The following is a 20,581-nucleotide window of genomic DNA, read 5'->3' on the forward strand; positions in this document are numbered from 1 at the left end:
TGTCTACCAGGTCACGGCAGAGGCTGCTATGGCTCGCACGGAATCGTCCAGGATGTGATCGATCGTCGCGGCAACGTCGATACGCGCGCCGGGTTCGTCGTCGTCGAGCTCCTCCAGCGTTTCCAACTGCGAGCGCAGAAGTCCCGTCGGCATGAAGTGATCGCTGCGGCCCTCGAGCCGGTGGGACAGGGTTTCTTCGTCCCCCGCGAGGTGGACGAAGAACGTCCGAGGAGCCTCGGCAAGAATCGCGTCACGATAGGACCGCCGGAGGGCCGAGCAGGCGATGACCAGGCCCGTGCCCTCCGGCCCAACGGCCGCGGCCTTCTGCAGCGTCTGCCCGACGACGTGCAGCCACGGCCACCGGTCCTCGTCCGTCAGGGGGTTCCCGGCCGCCATCTTCTCCACATTGGACAGAGGATGGAGAGAGTCGGCGTCGATGAACTCGGCCCCGAGACGGCTCGCGAGCAGAGAGCCGATCGTCGTCTTGCCTGCGCCCGAGACTCCCATGACCAGGATCAGCGGAGGTGCGGAGAGATGGTGGTCTACCAATTGTGAACGGTCCCATCGGCGAGTCGGTTGTAAGGAAGATAAGCCTGATCGTAGGGGAAACGACCGGCCGCCGTCTCATCGAAGTCGACTCCGAGACCCGGAGCGTCGCCGGGGTGCAGGTACCCGTTCTCGAAAGTCAGGCCCTCGTGGAAGACCTCGCGGGTCAGCCGGGAGTGCGGCATGTACTCCTGCAGGCCGTAGTTGTGGATCGACAGACCCAGGTGCAACTGGGCCGCGAACCCGATCGGCGACACATCGGTCGGCCCATGGAAACCGGACCTGACCTGGTACATCTCGGCGAAATTCATGACCTTCCGCAACGGTGTGATGCCGCCGAAGTGAGTCGACGCGCAACGGACGAAGTCGATCAGCTGCTCCTGGATGAGGTCCTTGATGTCGTAGACAGAGTTGAAAACCTCCCCGATCGCCAAAGGGGTCGTGGTGTGCTGGCGGACGAGACGCAGGGCCTCCTGGTTCTCTGCCGGAGTGCAGTCCTCGAGCCAGTACAGGTCGAACGGTTCCAGCGACTTGCCCAACTGGGCGGCCTCGCGCGGGGTCATCCGGTGGTGGCCGTCATGCAGCAGCGGCAGCTCCGGGCCGAATTCGTTGCGCACCGCCTCGAACACGGTGGGCACGTGGCGGAGATAGGCCCGGGTGTCCCAATCCTCTTCGACGGGCTGGGTTCCGCGGTTGGCGGGTTCGAAATCGTACCTCTCCCCCGTCGATTGTTCCTGCGCCGCGACGCCGTACAGCTTCTCGATCCCGGGGACCGATGTCTGGACGCGAATCGACGTGTACCCCAGGTCCAGTTCCTCGCGGATCGAATCGAAGAGGTGCTCCAGGTCCCGCCCCGAGGCGTGGCCGTACGCCCGGCAGGCGCGACGCGATGCCCCTCCCAGGAGCTGGTACACGGGCAGACCCGCGACCTTGCCCTTGATGTCCCACAAGGCCATGTCGACCGCGGCAATCGCGGCCATCGTGACCGGCCCACGACGCCAGTACGACGCCCGGTACAGGAACTGCCAGGTGTCCTCGATGGTGCTGGGGTCCTTGTCCAGCAGCAACTGGCAGACGTGTTCCCGGAGATACGTAGCGACGGCGAGCTCGCGCCCGTTGAGTGTCGCGTCCCCGATCCCGGTCACGCCGTCGTCGGTCGTGATCCTGAGCGTCACGAAGTTGCGGGAGGGACTCGTGACAAAGACTTCTGCCTTCTCAATACGCATTCTTCTCTTGTCCTTTCGATGGGTCGTCGTGGGGAACAGTCAGTCGCCGGCGATCACCAGTGAGACGAGGTGCGCATCCTGGCCGAGACCCGGGCGGAGCACATCGAGCAGCGCCCGTGCGGGTTCTGCCCCGGCGAGCGCCTGCCGGAGCGCGTCGGCTTCCCCGTCCTCGAGGTGCTCGGGATCCTGGGTCCGGAGCCAGTCGATCCAGGCCCGGATCGACCGGGCGGCCGCGGCGCCGGTCCGACCCGATGCGCGTTCCGCCTCGTACACGGGCACGGCACGGATGCGCATCTTCTGCGCTCCGTCCTTCCCGATCTGGGCCAGCAGATGGTGGATCCGGGGATTGCGGTAGCGGGCCAGCAGGCTCTCCCGGTATGCCGGGATGTCCAGGCGAGGATCGGTCAGGTGCCTCGCTGCTTCGTCCCAGAAGTCTTCGACACCCTGCAGGATCTCCGGGTCCGCGATGGCTTCGGCAACCGAACGGTGACCTGCCGTCTGCCCCGCATAGGCCATGTAGCTGTGGGTTCCGTTCAGCAACCACAGTTTCCGGCGCTCGAACGGCTCGAGGTCCTCGACGAATTCCGCACCCGCGTTCTCCCACGCGGGCCGTCCGGCCGGGAATTCACCCGCCAGGACCCAGGAGCGAAAGGGCTCCGCGACGACGGGGGCGACGTCGTCGTACCCTGTCTCCTCGGCCACCTCGCGCCGCAGGTCCTGCGTGGTCGCGGGGGTGATCCGGTCGACGGAGGTCCCGACCCACGAAACGGCTTCGTCGAGTCTCTCGGCGAGTCCGTCCTGGCACGCTCGGGCCATCCCGAGGACCGCGTTGCGCACCGCGGTCGCGTTGTCGGCCATGTTGTCGCACGAGACGACGGCGATACCCGACCGGTCCCCGAGAGACCGGATCCGCCGGTCGAGGCCCAGGACCAGCCGGCCGGCCGCGGTGCGCAGTTCCGGGGCCGCGGCGGGTTCCGGCAGGGCTTTCTTCAGCGCGGCGACGTCCGATGACACGGCTTCGTCGTCGGTGTCCAACCGTCCGGAAGGGTCCAGGTGGTACCCGGCTTCCGTCACGGTCAGGGTCACGACCGCCACATCGGCATCGGAGAGCAGCGCGACCAGCCGGGGCGAATCCGATGCCGGGTTCGCCTCGACGACGGCACCCATCAGTTCGAAGGCGTCTCCTTCGGCCGAGCGCTCCACCAGGATGTACAACCCGTCCTGGGCCGTCAGGTCTTCCGCGGCCCGGGAGCTTCTGCCGGTGAAGGCAGCGATGCCCCACTCGGGGCGGGCGGCGTCCGTCTCGGCGTGCTGGGTGAACCATGCCTGGTGAGCGCGGTGGAAGGCGCCCAGACCCAGGTGAACCATGCGGACGGGCGGAACCGACCCCGTGCGTTCCCCCGCGGTAGTCCTGTTCAGCGGTGTGCTCATAGGTTGAAGACCTTTCGGGGATTCGTGTCCGTGAGCTCGACCATCGCCGTGCGGGCACGCTCCTCGGTGATGCGGTGCTCGACCACAAGCCTGGCCAGAAAGCCGGCGTCGACGCGGCGGGCGGCGTCGTGACGGGCCGGTATGGAGCAGAATGCTCGCGTGTCGTCGATGAAACCGGAGCTTCGGGAGAATCCGAGGGTCCCGGTCGTCGCCGCGCGGAATCGGTGCATCGCGTCCGGCTCGTCCAGGAACCACCAGGGGGCGCCCGCGTAGACCGCCCTGTAGAACCCGGCGAGGGGCGCGATCTCCCGCGAGAACGTGGTCTCGTCGAGCGTGAAGAGCACCAGGTTGAAATCGTCAGAATTGCCGAAATCGGACAGCAACGGTTGCAGACCCCGGGTGAAGTCGACCGCAAAGGGGATGTCGTTGCCCGTATCCGGGCCGAAGCGTTCGACCGTGTGCGTGCTGTGGTCGCGATAGGAACCAGGGTGGATCGTCATGGTCAGGCCGTCGTCCGCGGACATCCGGGCGAACTGGTAGGTCATGTTCGCCTCGAACCGCAGGGCCTCCGCCTCCGTGGCCGTGCCCGAGATGCCCTTCTCGAACAGTTCGGCCGCCTCGGCGTCGTCCAAACGGACGGCTTCGGGCCGCCACACACCGTGATCGGCCGAGACCGCGCCGTTGCCGACGAAGTGACGACGACGATTCTCCATGCCGCGGAGATAGCCCCGGTACCCGGACAGACCGTCGCCGGCTTCCTGGACGAGTCGATCGGCGTTCGTGGCGAAGGACGGATTCCAGAATTTGACGTAGGCGTCCGGGCGGAACGTGGGAAGGACCTTCCCCGCAAAATCCTGGTCCTCTGCCAGCTGTCGGTGCGCCGACAGATCGTCCAGCGGATCATCCGTGGTCGCCAGGACTTCCAGACCGAAGTCCCGGAACAACTGCCGCGGACGGAAGGCGGGCCGTGCCAGCACGTCGGAGATCCGGTCGTAGAGTTCGTCGGCGGGGGCCCCATCGATCGTGGCGTCGTCGATGTCGAAGACGGTGACCAGCTCGCGGCGGAGCCAGTACCCGGATGCCGTGCCGTCGAAGAGCTCCCACCGCTTGCAGAAGGCCTGCCAGACGTCCCGCGGGTCGGCGGCGTCGGAGGTGCCTGCGTTGACCTCCTCCAGATTCACGCCGTCGGCGTTGAGCAGGCGATACACATAATGGTCCGGGCTGATCAGCAAGGCCGCGGGATCCGGGAACGCATCATTGCGCGCGATGGCCTCCGCCGGAACGTGCCCGTGCGGAGAGAGCAACGGAAGTGTCTCGGCGACCTCCACGAGTTCCCGCGCGATGGTCCGCGTCGCAGGGTCCGCGGGGAGGAGCCGATCGGGGTGTGTGGCAATGGACTGTGTCATGAGTCCATTGCACGTCGGGACGTGGTGACACGTGCAACGGTTGCCATGAGTTGCCATCAGGCCAGATCCCGACGAAGCCTCGGCAACCGGTCGACGTGCGGCGGCCGATCACCAGAGCTGCGCGAGCAGACGGCCGTCGACGGCACGCCGTGCACTCAGGGCTGCGGCTCCGAGCTGCCCCGAGCAATCAATCGTGCGGGCATGACGACCGGCCGGTCCGTGGTGGCCTGTGCCCCGTTCGCTATCGCCATCACGTGGGCCGCAGCCGTGGCACCCATGCGTTCGAGCGGCCCGACGACCGTACTCAGCTGGGGCCTGGTCAGGCGGGAGGCCAGCAGGTCGTCGAAACCCACGATGCCGACGTCGTCCGGAACCTCCAGGCCCCGGATCTGGACGGTCTGCATGAAGCTGAGGGCCATCAGGTCGTTGTAGGCGATCACGCCGTCCGTGCGGGAGCCCAACCATGTTTCGGCGGCACGTTGTCCGCCGGTCATGGTGGGCAGGAACGGGCCCAGCCGCCGGGCCTCGATCCCGAGCGCGGCCGCCGCATCACGGACCCCGGTCCACCGCATGCCGTCGGCCCACGATCGTTCGGGGCCCGAGAGGTAGGCGATGCTGCGTGCCCCGTGACTCGCCAGATGTTCGGCCGCGGTGCGGGCACCTTCGCGCTGGTCGATCACGACCGACGCGACGCCGCGCACCTCTCGGTTCATGACGACCATCGCCTTCTGTTTGGCGACAGTGCGGATTGTGGTGTCCGGCAGTCGGGACCCCGCGAGAAGCAGTCCGTCGACCGTCGGCAGGGCGCGGTTCAGGGCCTCGTACTCGCGCTTGCCGTTCTCGCGGGCATTGGAGAAGACCACCGTGAGCCCCGCCTGCGACGCGGCGTACTCCGCGCCCCGCACCATCTCGATGAACACGGGGTTGGCGATGTCCGCGACCACAAGGCCCAGCGTCTTCGTTGCCGATCCACCGGCAGCGGAGGCACGCGCCACGGCCTCGGTCCGGTACCCGATGCGTTCTGCCGCGGCGCGCACTTTCTCCGCCGTGGAGTAGGAAACCCGGCCGGGCCGGGAAAAGGTCCTGGAGACGGTGGATGCGGCGACTCCGGCTTCAGCAGCCACATCGTAGATGGTCACTGATTCGCCCGCCTCGTTCTCCCCGTCACTGCGCATGACCTGATTTTGGTCCCCCTCGACCCGGAGGGTCAATTGCTTCGCCCGCCACCGCCGAGCGGTCCCACCCAAGAGGTGAGCGCGCGGCGTCGTCGGCCGCCGCGCCCCTCCCCGAACGAGACCTGTCAGGTCCATCGCGTGGAGGGAAGCGGCATGCCGCCGGCGACCGTGCTAGTGGAAGAAGTGACGGGAGCCCGTCACGTACATGGTCACGCCGGCCTTCTCGGCCGCCTCGATGACTTCCTCGTCGCGGATCGAACCGCCCGGTTGGACGACGGCGCGCACACCGGATTCCAGCAGGACCTCGAGGCCGTCGGCGAAGGGGAAGAAGGCATCGGACGCTGCCACGGCGCCGCGGGCTCTCTCCTGGCCGTCCTGGCCCAAGGAGTTGGCTCGTTCGACCGAGAGCTTGCACGAATCGACTCGGTTGACCTGCCCCATGCCGATGCCGACGGCGGCGCCGTCGTCGGCCAGAAGGATCGCGTTGGACTTGGCCGAACGCAGAGCACGCCACGCGAAGGCCAAGTCCTGAAGCGTTTTCTCGTCCGCCGCGGACCCGGCCACGAGGCTCCACGTCGACGGGTCGTCGCCTTCGGCCTGCAAGCGGTCGCTCTGCTGGAACAGGGCGCCCCCGGACACCTGCCGGTATTCGACGGATCCGCGCTCGAAGCCCTCGGGAAGAACCAGGATCCTGAGGTTCTTTTTCGTCCGGAGGAGTTCGAGGGCTTCGGGCTCATAGGACGGCGCAATAATCACTTCGGTGAAGATCCCCTTGACCGTCTCGGCCATTCCGCGGGTCACCTCGCGGTTGGCCGCGATCACGCCACCGTATGCGGACAGCGGGTCGCAGGCGTGGGCCTTGCGGTGCGCTTCCGCGATGGGGTCCTCCGCGTCGGGGCCGGCCACCGCGATGCCGCAGGGATTGTTGTGCTTGATCACGGCGACCGCGGGATCGTCGAAGTCGTAGGCCGCGCGGAGGGCGGCGTCGCCGTCCACGTAGTTGTTGTAGGACATGTCCTTGCCGCCGAGCTGTTCCGCCTGAGCGATGCCGGGAGCGGCCGCGGGGTCGACGTACAGGGCTCCGCGCTGGTGCGGGTTCTCCCCGTACCGCAAGGATTCCGAGCGTTCGAAGCCCATACCGGCGTAGGGCGGCCAGAAGTTGGCGTCCGGGTCCTGGGCGAATTGCTGCTGGGTCCAGGTTGCCACGGCGGTGTCGTAGGCGGCCGTGTGGGAGAAGGCTCCCGCCGCCAACCGCCGCCTTTCGGCCAGATCGAACCCTCCGCCGCGGGCGGCCTCGACGACGCGCTCGTACTGCTTCGGATCCACGACGACCGACACGCTGTGGTGGTTCTTCGCTGCCGCACGGACCATCGAGGGGCCCCCGATATCGATCTTCTCGATGATGTCCTCTTCGCCGGCGCCCGAAGCGACGGTGTCGGCGAAGGGGTACAGATTGACGACGACGAGGTCGAAAGGATCGACGCCCAGGTCAGAGAGCTGCTGGACGTGATCGCTCTTGCGACGATCGGCGAGGATTCCTGCGTGGATCCGCGGGTGCAGCGTCTTGACCCGCCCCTCGAGGCATTCGGGGAACTCGGTGATCTCGGCGACCTCCGTGACCGGGACGCCGGCGTCCTTGATTTTCTGTGCCGTGGAACCCGTGGAGACGATGTCCACGCCGGCCTCGTGCAGGCCGCGGGCAAGGTCGTCCAGCCCGGTCTTGTCGAAAACGGAAATCAGGGCTCTCTTGAACGGCACACGGTCCAGTTCGGTCAGGGACACGGAAACTCCAACTCTTCGGTTCTGGCTGACTGCTTGTCGGTGACGACGTCCAGTCTATGGGCAGGTCGCCAAGTTCTTGATGGTGGTTACGAGCAGTGTCCGCTCCTCCTGCTTGATGCGTTCGTGGAGGGTCTGCTCGTCGTCGTTGTCCAGGACGGGCACCGCGGCCTGGGCCAGGATGGGTCCGGTGTCCACGCCGGAGTCCACGAGGTGGACCGTGACCCCCGTGATTTTGACGCCGTGGGCGAGGGCGTCCCGCACGCCGTGGGCGCCGGGGAAGGACGGCAACAAAGCGGGATGCGTATTGATGATCCTCCGCTCGAACCGAGCCACCAGCCGAGCATCCACGATGCGCATGAATCCGGCGAAAACCACGTAGTCCGGATCGTACGAGGCGATTTTTTCCTCGAGGGCCCGGTTCCACGCCGCGCGGTCCGGGTAGTCGCCCGGCAGGACCACGAAGTCCTCGATTCCGGCCTCGCCGGCTCGTTCGATGCCACGGCACGGTTTGTCCGCACCGACCGCGACCACATCGGCGTCGAGCGTTCCGGCCCGAACGGCATCCAGCAGAGACTGAAGATTGGTTCCGGAGCCGGAGACCATGACCACTATTCGCATGCGATCAACCCTACCGATACGGCCGGTAGGGTTGACGACATGACATCACCCAGCCCCGCAGAGGACCAGACGAATCCACGGCATCATCACTCACTGGTTTATCGGTCGCGGATCACGATTCTGCTGTCGGTCGCGGGGCTCGTGGCCAGTCTGCTCTCCACGTCGCCCGTCGGGGCGGCGGCTCTGATCGTGTCCATGATCCTCATGATTGCGGCCGCGCTCTGGTGCATCCTGACCATGGTCGCGTTGAAGCGGATCCGCGCGGGCTGGATCGGGTACGTCGTCCTGTCGCTCGTCCTCCTGGCCGACCTTTATTTCGCCGCCAACGCCGGCGTGAATCTTGCCCTGTGGGGAGTGACTTCCGAGTACCGGGAATGCGTCGAGAACTCGCTGACCATTTCCTCGGGGGACGGCTGCCGACAGAGTCTCTACGATTCCATGATGAGCAAGATCCACTGGTGACGCCGCCGCGTCGACGTCGCGGTCAGCGACGACGACGTTTCGGCCGCCCGATAACGGGGCGTTTCTCGGGGACCGCGTGCGGTTCCTCGGGCTCCGTCGGGGCCGATCCGCTCTCCTGGGCATCCCCGGAAGCGCCCGCGTCCGAGGTCGACGAGGCCTCCGACGACCCGCTGGATTGCTCGGCCGCCGAATCCGGACGCGTGTCCTTCTCGTCCCGTGCCTGACCGGCCCGGTCCTGCTCGGCGGCAGATCCGGTTGCCCCGGGGCCGGCCCAGGGCAGGGCCGAGTCTCCGGCGCCGGTTCCGGTTGTGGTCGCTTCGGCCCCATTCGACGCGGAATCGGCTTCGATCGGTTCCTGTGCCACCTTGCGGGAAGAGGCCGTGACCTTGGTCGGTCGCTCCCCCGATCCGTGATCGGACGATCCCGACGTCGATGAGGCGGGCGCGGAAGCAGATCGAGTCTTCGAGCCGGACCCGTGCGTTGCTCCGGCTCTCGTGGCCCCCGCCCCGGACGCCGCTCGGGTCGACGCCGTCCGCTTCGAGGTATTCGAGGCCGAGGCTCCATCTCGGGAGGTTGCCCGGCCAGTCGTCCCGGTCGAGCTGCTCGACGACGTCGTGGCCGCCGTCGTACGCCGCGCACCCTTGGACGACCTCTCCGTGCTCGAGGCCTCCTTGGTCGGGCGCTTCGACCGCGGCTCGGGCTCGACGTCCGTGGCCGGATCATGTTCGATCCACGGACCGACCAACTGACCGATCACGGCGCCGATCGCAACGGTCACCGCCGCCCAGATGCCCGTGACCCAAGGGTTGGGACCGAAATCAGTGAACCTGCCGACACCCAACGATCCGTGGGCCATGGCCGCCAGGAGACATGCGCCAAGACCGACCAGGATGCCCAGGCCGATGGCCAGGGTCAGCCCCGAGAGCACGGCGGCGAGCCAACGCCAGGACAGTTTGAGGGCGAACCATTCGTCGAGGTGGTTCTCGCCCTCACGAATGAAATACCACCCCGCGAGCGCACCGGCGAGAATCGGCAGGGCCAGAACAACGTAGGCCCAGGCCGTGGCGTCCGCGGGTACGGCCCCCAGGACCGGGAGGGAGGGCAGCGCGCCTGCGTGCGTGGTCGCAGGTGACACCAGGGTCCCCTCCCCGACGGAGAATCCGGCGCCGCTCCCCCAGGCGAGAGCGAAGACAATCAGATTGGGCAACAGGGCGAACTGCAACAAGGTCACCGAGAGGTCCCCGAGGAAGCCGCCATGCAGGCCCTGGTACAGCGCGATCATGCGGTTCCAGTGGAAGAAGATCGAGACACCGGCCAGGAGGGCGCCGGTCGCGATGAGGCCCATGAAACCGACCCAGGCCGCGCGAATCAGAGAGACCAGGTAGGCCCCGGCCCACTTGGAATACTGGCTGTACCGGTCGGAGAGCTCCTGCGGGTCGATGCCGACCAGACGCAACCAGGAGCCCGCGACCTTGTGCCCGCCCCAGAACATCCCGACCAGGAGCACGCCGAGCGGCACGATCGCGGACACCAAGGGGTTGGTCGACAGCGCCGAGGTGCTCGTCACGAGGCTCAGCGCGACGCCGATGGCCATGTAGACCAGCCCGGCCCCGACCAGGGCCTGCCAGAACTGGCCCTCGTAGGACGCCCGCGCGAGCCGCTTGCCTGCTCGCCGTGCGAAGAGGAGCAGCACCAGGGTCAGCCCGAGCGGCGTCAGCCTCGCGACTCCGCTGACGGCCTGCGCGTTGTCCGTCATGGGGATATTCAGGTGCAGGTCCACGCCGTGGCCCGCCAGCCACACCTGGCCCGTCGCCGCCACGACCGTTGCCGGCGAGCCGACGAACCCGAGGGAGGCCCATCCGATCAGGAGCACGACGAGGACGACGACCAGCGAAGCGATGCTGGTCAGGAGTATTTCGATCATGGCCTGGAGCCACAGCGGCATGGGCAACGACCGGGAGCGCGGGGGTCTGCGAGGCGTCTTCATCATCGCCTCTCATCATGTCACGCGCGCGGGCGTTTGGCTTTTAATCCACAGGCAATCCGAAGTCCCTCACGGCTTCACCCCATGTTCGGAATCGGCGGTTGTTCTAGGAGTGTGCGAATTCTGATGGTTGCGGAATCATTTGTCCCCCACATGAGCGGTGTGACCACTTCCCTTCTGCGCAGCGCCGAGAATCTGCGCCGCATGGGGCATGAGGTCATGCATCTCGCGCCCTCCGGCCGGGCCCTCAAACCCTCGGACTGGGCTCACCCCAGGACCGTTCGATCCACCGACACGACGTCGCCCGGTGGGCGGCGGGGAAACGACGCGGCGCCTCCTTCGGAAGGTGCCGGCGTCGTCCTTCCCGCACCGGGCCAGTGGGTCGACGACGTGGAAGGTGTACCGACCCTGCGGCTGCCGTCTCTGCCGCTCACGGGCTATCGGACCCTTCGGTTCTCCGCGGGCACGGTCTCGGCCGTGCGCAGGATCATGGTGGATTACCAGCCCGACGTCGTGCACGTCGCCTCGCCGTTCGTCCTGGGGGCACGCGCCGTGACTGCGGCGAAAAACCTCGGGATCCCCAGCGTCGCGGTCTATCAGACGGACGTGGCGGCGTACACGCATCGATACGGGATGCCGTGGCTCGAGTCGACGGCGGACCACCGCATCGCTGCGATCCACCGGGAAGCGACGTTGACGCTTGCTCCTTCCCGGTCCTCGGCAGAGTATCTGGAGACCCTCGGTGTCCCCCGCCTCTTCCGGTGGGGGCGCGGAGTAGACACCGAGCTGTTCCGTCCGGATCGCCGCAATGCTGATCTGCGACGCCGCCTCGGCGCGGGGGACGGGGACACTCTCGTCGGCTTCGTCGGGCGTCTGGCCTCGGAGAAGCAAGTCGAGGACCTGCGCGTGCTCCAGTCCTTGCCGGGGGTCAAACTCGTGATTGTCGGGGACGGGCCGGATGCGTCACGGCTCGCTTCGACGCTGCACCGAGCGACGTTCACGGGTCAGCTCACGGGCACGGACCTGGCCGAGCACGTGGCGAGCCTCGACGTCTTCGCTCACCCCGGAGAGTTCGAGACGTTCGGGCAGACGCTCCAGGAAGCAATGGCTTCGGGAGTTGCCACGGTGGCCGTGGGGCGCGGGGGCCCGTTGGACATCAGCGAGGACGGCGTCACGGGCCGTCTGTACCGCCCGGGTGATCTCGGCATGCTGCGTGACACGGTGGAGTCGCTCCTCGAGCCGTCCGCTCGGGCCGAGTTGGCCATCAACGGCAGGCGTGCGATGGAGGCCAAGTCGTGGTCGGCGACGTCCCGCGAACTCGAGCGGCATTATCATCGGGCCGGCGAGTTCCACAGAATTCGGCAATTGCACAGGTGGCGCGAACAGCGCGGCCCGGGCTCACCGGGACGCGGACGGCCGATGACGCGGCACCGGCCCCTGCCCTTTTCACGGCACGTCGGGGCGCCCTAGCCCCGATCCCCCGGTCCCGTCTCCCCCGGCTCCGCCCTCGGGCGGACTGCCGGCGCAGCCGGCCTAGGCCTCCGTCCAGGGGTCGAGCGCTTCGACGCCCCACGAACGATAGGTTTCCGACTTGGACGAGATCACGGTCAGATTGTGGACCCGCGCGGTCGCCGCGACGAGCCCCTCGACCGCGGCTCCCGTCCAGGACGCGCCGGGACTCTTGCCCAGACGAAGGATCGACTGGGGCGTGGACCTTCCCGCCCATTCCCGAGCCACCCGGGAGTCCACCTCGAGCACATGCCCGGCGAACCGTTCGACGAGTTCGTCCAACCAACGTTCCGTTTCGGGCTGGGGATACAGCCCCCTGAGCTCCCCCAAGGAGAGCGTGGAGAGAAAGAGGGTCCGATGGGCGCGGCGGCGCAGGAAAGCGACGATCGTGGGGTTCGGCCGTGAACGTCGGATCTCCGCGAGGACGTCCGAATCGAGCAACAGGCCTCTCGAGCCTGAACTCATGCGGCGCTGCCCACCGCCAGATCGACGATCGGCTCACCCGTTCCGGCCGGCGCCAGGAGGAAGTTGAGGAATTCGGACCGCGCGGAATCGACCCGGGCATATTCCTGGATGCTCATGGCCTGGTAGCCGCGGGAAACAGGAATTGCCGCAGAAAAATCGGGGCGGGCGGAATTGTGGGACATTGCCATCAGCGCGAGCGCGCAATCCTTTCGATGCTCTTGCCTATACCAAACTACTTCTGCCGCGAACGGCGAATATAGACCGCTTCGTCATCCGAACCACCCGTGAACATGGGGTTGGCGCTCAACCAAGTCGGAGCTTTGCAGTTGAGTCTCTTGAAGCTGTTCCTCAGCATACCCAGGGACGGGCCGAGATGAAAAGACCCACCTCTCAATGTCTTCGCAGAAGTACTAGATTGGAAGTTATGCCATTTCCCGCCCAGCAGTTGCCGGTGTCCGTCGCACAGATCATCTCCGCGGCCGGACACAACGCGTTCGGTCGCGGTGAGCGCTACTACCGCGCGGGCAAGGTGCTCTCCGCGACCTACGACGCCGACAGCCTGACGTTCTCGGCCAAGGTCTCCGGCAGCCAGCGCCAGACGTATTCACAAACCGTCATTTTCCCCGAGGAAAAGGTCACCCACTCCGCTCCGTTCCACTCGTTCTGCTCGTGCCCGGTGGGCACCAATTGCAAGCACGTCGTGGCCGCGCTGCTGGGCTGGTTCCACGAGGGCGGCTGGGGCGAGCCGTCCGAGAGCCAACCGATCAGATCGGCGTCGTCCGGTGGTGAACCGCAGGAGAGGAATTCCGACCGCGGTGCCCTGCCGGATGCGGTCCGCCGCTGGTCCGAACAGTCCGGGGTGCAGGTTCCCGCCTCCGCCGCGGAAACCTTCACCGACTTTTCTGCCACGGAGACCGCGAACCGGTCCTCGAACCGTGCCCTGGGCGAGATGCAGTCCTCGTGGCGTCGCCGGATGACGCGAGCCCTCCAGTCCCAGCGCCAGGTCGTCGGTCAGGACGTTCCCAGCGCCTTGGATCTGGACTTCGAGGTTCCCCGTCATCATGGGTTGGGCCTGCACGGCGGGGATGCGGCGGCCCCGGTCCGCATCACCGCACGCCCGTTGAAATTGGGAGCACGGGGCAAATGGATCAAGGGTGGGCTGAGCTGGGGCGAGTTCTCCAAGTCCTCGATGCCGGACCTCGGCATTCCCGAGGACCAGGCCTCGTGGTTCCGCGAGTTCTACGCCGTGGTCCATGCGGATCAGAGTCCCTACGTGTCGTCGCACGATCATCTCTCCCTCGAGCACGTGACGTCTCCCCTGGTCTGGGACCTCTTGGAGAGGGCCGCCTCGATCGACATCACGATCCTCGTCCGAGGAAGGCCCGTGTCCCTCGGGCTGGCTCCGGACACGGAACTCGAGTTGCGGGTGGACAAGGACGAATCCGGTGGCCTGGAGATTTCCCCCGGTCTTCGGCTTCCTCTCGGGCCCCCGACGGATGAGAACGGGGACCAGGAGACCACCTGGGTTCCCGGGCAGTCCCTCTTCCCCCTCGGCAACCCGCGCTCTCCCCAGGCGTATGTTGCGCTGGGCGGTTCGGTGCACGCGCAATACGTCAGCGAAGCGCAGGATTCCGGCACCTGGCAGACCACCCAGCCCTCGCCGCTGCCCGAACTGGCGGCCCGTGCCGTGGACGTGGGATGGATTTCGGAGGATACCGAAGTCCTCTTCCTGCCCCTGTCCGAGCCGCCGAATCCGCTCGCACGGTCGATTGCGGAGGACGGCGCCCTGTCGATCCCCGAATCGGACATCAGGGATTTCGCCGAGGACTTCTACCCGCAGATCGCTCGCCGGGTCAGCATCGTCCCCGAGGGCGACGCCGCCTCCGCGTTGCCCGAGGTCGAGATCCCCGAACTGGTGCTCGAAGTGACCTTCCACGAACCTGCCGAAGAGAGCAGCACGGTGTTCCCGGCGTCGTCGGACTGGTTCTGGAATTACCCGAAATCTCCCGTGCGGTGGCCCGATGACCCCGCGGAGGATCCGGGGTCCGAGGGTGCGGACGGCGAGGACCGTGTCAGCGTTCCCGTGATCGTCGGCCGCCCGGATCCCTTCCGGGAGATTCGGGACAACGAGCTCGAGCAGGCGGTGGTCTCCGAGGTGCGCCGGGTTCTGCCGGAAATGTCGTTCCGGCACACGAACTGCTCCGGTTGGGAGACCCATGACCTGGTCGAACGGGTGATACCCGCGGTCGAGGCCCTGCCGGGCGTCACGGTCCGCACCCAGGGGGACGTTCCTGAGTTCAAGTCCCTGGATGCGGACACGCAGATCACGGTGTCGGTCGAATCGACCGGCGACCGTGACTGGTTCGATCTGGGAGTCACCGTTCGTGCCGGAAACTGGTACGTGCCCTTCGCCGACATCTTCAGGGCGCTCGATTCCGGCCAGAAGCACCTCCTCCTGGGCGACGGTTCCTACTTCCGGCTCGACCGGCCCGAATTCCAGAAGCTCCGCGACCTGATGTCCGAGGCCCGCCAACTGCGCGACGAGTCTGCCCCGCTGCAGATCAGCCGCCACCAGGCCGGCCTCTGGGAAGATCTGGAGGACCTCGCGACGGACGTCCGTGTGGCCGAGGAATGGAACGAGTCGGTCCAGTCGCTCCTCGAGCTCGAGGAGATTCCCCAGGCCGAATTGCCGGAGAACCTGACGGCGCATCTGCGTCCGTACCAGCTCGAGGGGTTCAGGTGGCTCTCCTTCCTGTACGACCACCGGCTCGGCGGCGTGCTCGCGGATGACATGGGTCTGGGCAAAACCGTCCAGGCCATCGCGATGTTCCTGCACGCCTTCGAGGTCCACGAGAAGGAACGGTCCGACGCCGCCCAGCGCCCCCGTTTCCTGGTCGTGGCACCGACGTCGGTGGCCCCCAACTGGGAGCGGGAGATCGCCCGCTTCGCCCCGACCCTCAGCACCGCGTTGGTCACCTCCACCTCGGCCAAGGCGAAGTCCTCGGTCGCCGAGCGGACGGAAGGTGCCGACGTCGTCATCACGTCCTACGCTCTGCTCAGGATCGACGGCGACCAGTACGGCGAACTCGGGCTGACCGGTCTGGTGCTGGACGAGGCACAGTTCATCAAGAACGCCAAGACCAAAGCCCATCGCATCGCCCGCGATCTGCCGACCCGGTTCACTCTGGTCGTGACCGGCACCCCGATGGAGAACGACCTGATGGAGCTGTGGTCCATGTTCTCGATCGCGGCACCCGGCCTGTTCCCCTCGGCCAGGAAGTTCCGCCACTTCTACGCCAAGCCCATCTCGAGCGGCGAGGCGCCGGACGCCCTGCCCAGACTGCGCAAGAGGATTCGTCCGTTGATGATGCGCCGCACCAAAGAGCTCGTGGCGGCCGAACTTCCGGAGAAGCAGGAGCACAGGGTCGATCTGGGCCTCACCGAGGAGCACCGCAAGGTCTACGACACGAGGCTCCAGCGGGAGCGCCAGAAGATCCTCGGTCTGCTCCAGGACATGGACAAGAACAGGTTCACCATTTTCCAGTCCCTCACGATGCTGCGCAGGCTGTCCTTGGCCGCGGGGCTCGTCGACGAGGAGCAACGGGACGTCGAGTCCTCGAAACTGTCCTATCTCAGGGAGCAGTTGCCGGAAATCATCCAGGACGGGCACAGGGCCCTGGTGTTCAGCCAGTTCACCAGCTTCCTCAAGCTCATCGGCCAGGTGCTGGACGAGGAGGGCATCCCCTACCTGTACCTCGATGGTTCGACGAGAGACCGTGGGGCGGTCCTGGACGCCTTCAACGAGGGCAAGGCACCGATTTTCCTGATCAGCCTCAAGGCCGGCGGATTCGGGCTGAATCTGACCGCGGCCGACTACTGCTTCATCATGGATCCGTGGTGGAACCCGGCGGCCGAGGCGCAGGCGGTGGACCGGACGCACCGCATCGGGCAAAAACGCAATGTCATGGTCTATCGGCTCGTGTCCTCGGGAACCATCGAGGAGAAAGTCATGGACCTCAAGGACTCCAAGGCGGCTCTGTTCGACGCCGTGATGGACGAGGGCGAGATCTTCTCCTCGGCCTTCGGTGCCGAAGACATCCGGGGTCTCCTCGAAGGCTGACAGCACGACGTCGTCCGTCGAGTGAACGGTGACGACATCAAGTACCAGCACCACGAGGCTATGGGTTAATGTTGATCGGCTGGATATAAGCAGACTTATCAGTACGCAACCGATCGCAGAGACTCCATGAACAGACCCGAAGACAGCACAGCAGCCCCTACTCGTTCCCAGGAACCGTCCCCCACTCCCGACTCGGCCAACCCTCCGACCGGAGCCCACCGATACGCCCCGATGACCACCAACTGGAAGGTCTTTCTGGGCGCCGCCCTGGGCGTCGTTGCGATCTCCCTCTGGGCGCTCCTGGCCCCGGACTCGGCCAGCAGCGTCCTGGGGACCGTGGTCGCCTGGGTGTCCCAGAACTTCGGGTGGTTCTACATCCTGACCGGCACCGCCGTGGTCGTGTTCATCATCGTCGTGGCGGCGAGCAGACAAGGGAAGATTCGCCTCGGCCCGGACCATTCGCGCCCGCAGTTCCCGTTGTTCTCCTGGGCCGCGATGCTCTTCGCCGCGGGCATCGGCGTCGACCTCATGTTCTATTCCGTCCTGGAACCGGTCACGCAGTACTACAGCCCCGCGCAGGGCAACGGTGAGACCGCTGAGGCCGCCCGCCAGGCCGTCGTCTGGACCCTGTTCCACTACGGGCTGACCGGTTGGGGAATGTACGCGCTGATGGGCCTCGCTTTCGGCTACTTCGCCTACCGGTTCAACCTGCCGCTGTCGATCCGCTCCGCCCTGTACCCGATCATCGGCAAACGCATCAAGGGAGCCGCGGGCGACGCCGTCGACATCTCAGCTCTGCTCGGAACCGTGTTCGGTGTGGCGACGTCGCTCGGAATCGGCGTCGTGCAGATCAACTACGGGTTGCAGTTCCTGTTCGACGTCCCTCAGAGCGTCGGCGTCCAGGCCGGACTCATCGCGGTCTCGGTCCTCATGGCGATCGCCTCCGCGGTGTCCGGCGTCGACAAGGGCATCCGCCGCCTCTCGGAGCTGAACATCTACCTGGCCCTCGCCCTGCTGCTGTACGTCCTGGTCTTCGGCGACACCGACTTCCTGATGAACGGCTTGGTCATGAACCTGGGCGATTACCTCAGCCGCTTCCCCGGCATGACCCTGGACGCGATGGCCTTCGACCACCCGACCGACTGGATGAACACCTGGACCCTGTTCTTCTGGGCCTGGTGGGTCGCGTGGTCCCCGTTCGTGGGGTTGTTCCTGGCCCGCATCTCCCGCGGCCGCACGATTCGCCAGTTCGTGGTGGGAACCCTGACCATCCCGTTCGCGTTCATCCTGATCTGGATCTCGATCTTCGGCAATTCCGCCTTGAACCTGATCTACGAGCAGAAGAACACGGCCTTCGGTGATTCGATCATGAACACACCGGAGCAGGCCTTCTACACCCTCCTCGGCCAGTACCCGGGGGCGACGGCCGCTGCGGCAGTGGCGACTTTCACGGGTCTGCTGTTCTACGTGACCAGCGCCGACTCGGGCGCCCTGGTCATGTCGAACTTTGCCTCGAAGATCGAGGACCCCAACCAGGACGGCCCCAAGTGGATGCGGATCTTCTGGGCCGCGGCCACGGGTCTGCTGACCCTGGCCATGCTCCTGATCGGAGGTATTGCGACGCTGCAGTCGGCGACGATCGTGTTCGGCCTCCCCTTCGCGATCGTCCTCTACCTGGTCATGTTCGGCCTGTGGAAAGCGCTGCGGGTCGAGGGCGCGGACATGGAATCCCGAGAGGCCGCATTCGCCGGTGTGCGCGCGGCCAACCGCGCGGCGTCGATCGAGCCCTCGTCCCAGACCCGGAGTTGGCGCCAGCGCTTGAGTCGCTCTGTCTCCTACCCCGGCCGGAGGTCCGCCACGCGGTACGTCCGTACAGTGGTGGCCCCTGCCCTGGACGAGGTCGGGGAGGCCCTGCGCGCCGAGGGTGTGGACGCCGTCGTCGAGCACGGGGTCGACTTCGCGACCTCCATCCCGTACGTCACGCTGACGGAGAGGATGGACGGCGAACGCGATTTCACGTACCAGGTGTACCCGGTCGCCTGGCCGACGCCGGGGTATCTGCTCAGTCCGGCGCGCACCGAGGACAACTACTACCGCCTCGAGCCCTTCGCCCTGACGGGCTCCCGTGGCTACGACGTCTACGGGTACACGAAGGAGCAGCTCATCCACGACGTTCTGGACAACCACGAACGTCACATCGAATTCATCCGCATCAGCGGACCGACCGTCGAGGAGGCGGGCTCGACCGAGATCATCGGTTCGTCCATGGCCACGACCGACTGGTCCATGGACTTCACGGCACCGCTGGACGTCCCTGTGGCGGATCATGAGAACACGGAGAATTCCGCGACGAAGGAAGGAAATCAGTGAGTAACACGCTGTACATCAACGGCCGGTGGGTCCCCGCGTCCGAAGGCGGGACCCGCACCATCATCTGCCCCGCCGACGGCACCGAGGTGGGAGTCGTGGCCGAAGCGACCTCGGCCGACACGGAGTCCGCGATCGCCGCGGCGCGCGCGGCATTCGACGACGGCGCGTGGCAGGTCACCGCACCCGAGCGAGGAGACTTCCTGCTCGACGTCGCCCGCCGGTTGCGTGAGCGCAAGGACGAATTCGCTCGGGCCGAGTCCTTGGACACGGGCAAGCGCCTGGTCGAATCCGAGCTCGACATGGACGACATCGCGGCATGCTTCCAGTACTACGGCAAGATCGCCGGCCAGGACGCCGGGCGCGAAGTGGACGCGGGCGATCCGAACGTGTCCTCCCGTGTGGTGACCGAGCCCGTGGGTGTCTGCGGCATGATCACTCCCTGGAACTACCCGCTCCTCCAGGTCGCCTGGAAGGTCGCCCCGGCTCTGGCGGCCGGCAACACCTTCGTTCTCAAGCCCGCGGAGCTGACCCCTCACACGGCCATCCTGCTGATGGACATCCTGGACGAGCTCGGCCTGCCGGCCGGCGTCGGGAACCTTGTTCTGGGCGCGGGCGCGGAGGCCGGCGCTCCCCTGTCCTCGCACCCGGACGTCGACCTGATCTCCTTCACCGGCGGTCTGGTCACGGGCCGGAAGATTGCGGCCGCCGCAGCGGCAACGGTCAAGAAGATCGCCCTGGAGCTCGGAGGGAAGAATCCCAATGTGGTCTTCGCCGACGCCGATTTCGACGCCGCCGTGGACAACGCCCTGAACGGCGCATTCGTGCACTCCGGCCAGGTGTGCTCGGCGGGCTCCCGGATCGTCGTCGAGGAGTCGATCGCCGAGGAATTCACCGCGGAGCTCGTGCGTCGCGCCGAGAAGATCAGGATCGGGGGTCCCTTCGACGAGAACGCCGAAACCGGCGCGCTGATCTCGGAGCAGCACCGCCAGAAGGTGACCGACTACGTGAAGGCAGGCGTCGAGGAAGGCGCCCGGATCCGTTGCGGTGGTGAGTGGGCGACCGAGGGTGACCTCGCGCAGGGCTACTACTACAAGCCGACCGTGATCGACCAGGTGCGTCGGGGCATGTCGGTGGTGCGCGACGAGGCCTTCGGTCCCGTCGTGACCATCGAGACCTTCACGACCGAGGACGAGGCCGTGGCCACGGCCAACGACACCTTCTACGGACTCGCGGGCGCCGTCTGGACGAACGACGCCGGCCGGGCCGAGCGCATCGCATCCCGCCTGCGCCACGGAACCATCTGGATCAACGACTTCCACCCCTATCTGCCGCAGGCCGAATGGGGCGGCATGAAGCAGTCCGGCATCGGTCGCGAACTGGGTCTGCACGGGCTCGGCGAGTACCAGGAGACGAAGCACATCTACCACAACACCGCCCCGGCCGTGACCGGTTGGTTCGGCGACGACCAGTAGACGCAGACGGAAAGG

The 20,581-nt window shown here is 66.6% G+C and carries 15 protein-coding genes and 1 riboswitch; of the genes, 5 read left to right on the plus strand and 10 right to left on the minus strand.

Annotated features, from left to right (window positions below; genetic code table 11):
* Positions 1–3 precede the first annotated feature (3 nt).
* The 7 genes from ACTSLZ_RS11975 to purN form a co-directional block, all read right to left on the minus strand.
* A complete protein-coding gene (locus ACTSLZ_RS11975; protein WP_238692328.1) occupies positions 4–549 on the minus strand; it encodes a gluconokinase in 546 nt (181 codons plus the stop codon).
* A complete protein-coding gene (gene manD, locus ACTSLZ_RS11980) occupies positions 543–1,772 on the minus strand; it encodes a D-mannonate dehydratase ManD (RefSeq protein ID WP_443095153.1) in 1,230 nt (409 codons plus the stop codon). Before manD ends, ACTSLZ_RS11975 begins: the two co-directional genes overlap by 7 nt.
* A 39-nt stretch (positions 1,773–1,811) precedes the next feature.
* Complete coding sequence (locus tag ACTSLZ_RS11985; protein ID WP_443095154.1) at positions 1,812–3,203, minus strand: mannitol dehydrogenase family protein; 1,392 nt, start codon at positions 3,201–3,203, stop codon at positions 1,812–1,814.
* The gene (gene uxaC / locus ACTSLZ_RS11990) at positions 3,200–4,609 is read right to left on the minus strand and encodes a glucuronate isomerase (RefSeq protein WP_443095155.1); all 1,410 of its coding nucleotides are present in this window, start codon (positions 4,607–4,609) and stop codon (positions 3,200–3,202) included. The genes ACTSLZ_RS11985 and uxaC overlap by 4 nt, the downstream gene beginning before the upstream one ends.
* 155 nt (positions 4,610–4,764) lie before the next feature.
* Positions 4,765–5,784 carry a LacI family DNA-binding transcriptional regulator gene (locus ACTSLZ_RS11995; RefSeq protein WP_443095156.1) on the minus strand — a complete coding sequence of 340 codons (1,020 nt, stop codon included), beginning with the start codon at positions 5,782–5,784 and terminating at the stop codon, positions 4,765–4,767.
* A 171-nt stretch (positions 5,785–5,955) separates the two neighbouring features.
* Positions 5,956–7,566 (minus strand): bifunctional phosphoribosylaminoimidazolecarboxamide formyltransferase/IMP cyclohydrolase, encoded by a 1,611-nt coding sequence (gene purH / locus ACTSLZ_RS12000; RefSeq protein WP_443095157.1) that lies wholly within the window; start codon positions 7,564–7,566, stop codon positions 5,956–5,958.
* Between the two features lie 54 nt (positions 7,567–7,620).
* On the minus strand, positions 7,621–8,184 hold the full coding sequence (gene purN, locus ACTSLZ_RS12005; RefSeq protein ID WP_443095158.1) for a phosphoribosylglycinamide formyltransferase: 564 nt from the start codon (positions 8,182–8,184) through the stop codon (positions 7,621–7,623).
* Between the two features lie 39 nt (positions 8,185–8,223).
* Here purN and ACTSLZ_RS12010 point away from each other — a divergent pair, with 39 nt between their 5' ends.
* Positions 8,224–8,646 (plus strand): hypothetical protein, encoded by a 423-nt coding sequence (locus ACTSLZ_RS12010; protein ID WP_443095159.1) that lies wholly within the window; start codon positions 8,224–8,226, stop codon positions 8,644–8,646.
* A gap of 22 nt (positions 8,647–8,668) precedes the next feature.
* On the opposite strand, the gene ACTSLZ_RS12015 is transcribed toward ACTSLZ_RS12010, so the two are convergent.
* Positions 8,669–10,636: a cell division protein PerM gene (locus ACTSLZ_RS12015; RefSeq protein ID WP_443095160.1), complete on the minus strand. Its 1,968-nt coding sequence runs from the start codon at positions 10,634–10,636 to the stop codon at positions 8,669–8,671.
* Positions 10,637–10,783: 147 nt separating this feature from the next.
* Between ACTSLZ_RS12015 and ACTSLZ_RS12020 the strand changes: the two genes are divergently transcribed.
* On the plus strand, positions 10,784–12,100 hold the full coding sequence (locus ACTSLZ_RS12020) for a glycosyltransferase family 4 protein (RefSeq protein WP_443095161.1): 1,317 nt from the start codon (positions 10,784–10,786) through the stop codon (positions 12,098–12,100).
* A 63-nt stretch (positions 12,101–12,163) separates the two neighbouring features.
* Here ACTSLZ_RS12020 and ACTSLZ_RS12025 read toward each other — a convergent pair whose 3' ends face one another.
* Both ACTSLZ_RS12025 and ACTSLZ_RS12030 read right to left on the minus strand, forming a co-directional pair.
* A complete protein-coding gene (locus ACTSLZ_RS12025) occupies positions 12,164–12,604 on the minus strand; it encodes a plasmid stabilization protein (protein WP_443095162.1) in 441 nt (146 codons plus the stop codon).
* A complete protein-coding gene (locus ACTSLZ_RS12030) occupies positions 12,601–12,786 on the minus strand; it encodes a hypothetical protein (protein WP_129314968.1) in 186 nt (61 codons plus the stop codon). Before ACTSLZ_RS12030 ends, ACTSLZ_RS12025 begins: the two co-directional genes overlap by 4 nt.
* Before the next feature lie 27 nt (positions 12,787–12,813).
* Positions 12,814–12,945: riboswitch (SAM riboswitch) on the minus strand.
* An 83-nt stretch (positions 12,946–13,028) separates the two neighbouring features.
* Between ACTSLZ_RS12030 and ACTSLZ_RS12035 the strand changes: the two genes are divergently transcribed.
* From ACTSLZ_RS12035 to ACTSLZ_RS12045, 3 genes are all read left to right on the plus strand, one after another.
* Positions 13,029–16,724, plus strand: coding sequence for a DEAD/DEAH box helicase (locus ACTSLZ_RS12035; RefSeq protein ID WP_443095163.1), 3,696 nt, complete (start codon positions 13,029–13,031; stop codon positions 16,722–16,724).
* 126 nt (positions 16,725–16,850) lie between these two features.
* Positions 16,851–19,094, plus strand: coding sequence for a choline BCCT transporter BetT (gene betT / locus ACTSLZ_RS12040; RefSeq protein ID WP_443095164.1), 2,244 nt, complete (start codon positions 16,851–16,853; stop codon positions 19,092–19,094).
* Positions 19,091–20,566 (plus strand): aldehyde dehydrogenase family protein, encoded by a 1,476-nt coding sequence (locus ACTSLZ_RS12045; RefSeq protein WP_443095165.1) that lies wholly within the window; start codon positions 19,091–19,093, stop codon positions 20,564–20,566. Before betT ends, ACTSLZ_RS12045 begins: the two co-directional genes overlap by 4 nt.
* The last annotated feature ends 15 nt before the right edge of the window (positions 20,567–20,581 follow it).

The sequence above is a fragment of the Rothia koreensis genome (assembly GCF_052232265.1).
Lineage (GTDB): Bacteria > Actinomycetota > Actinomycetes > Actinomycetales > Micrococcaceae > Rothia > Rothia koreensis.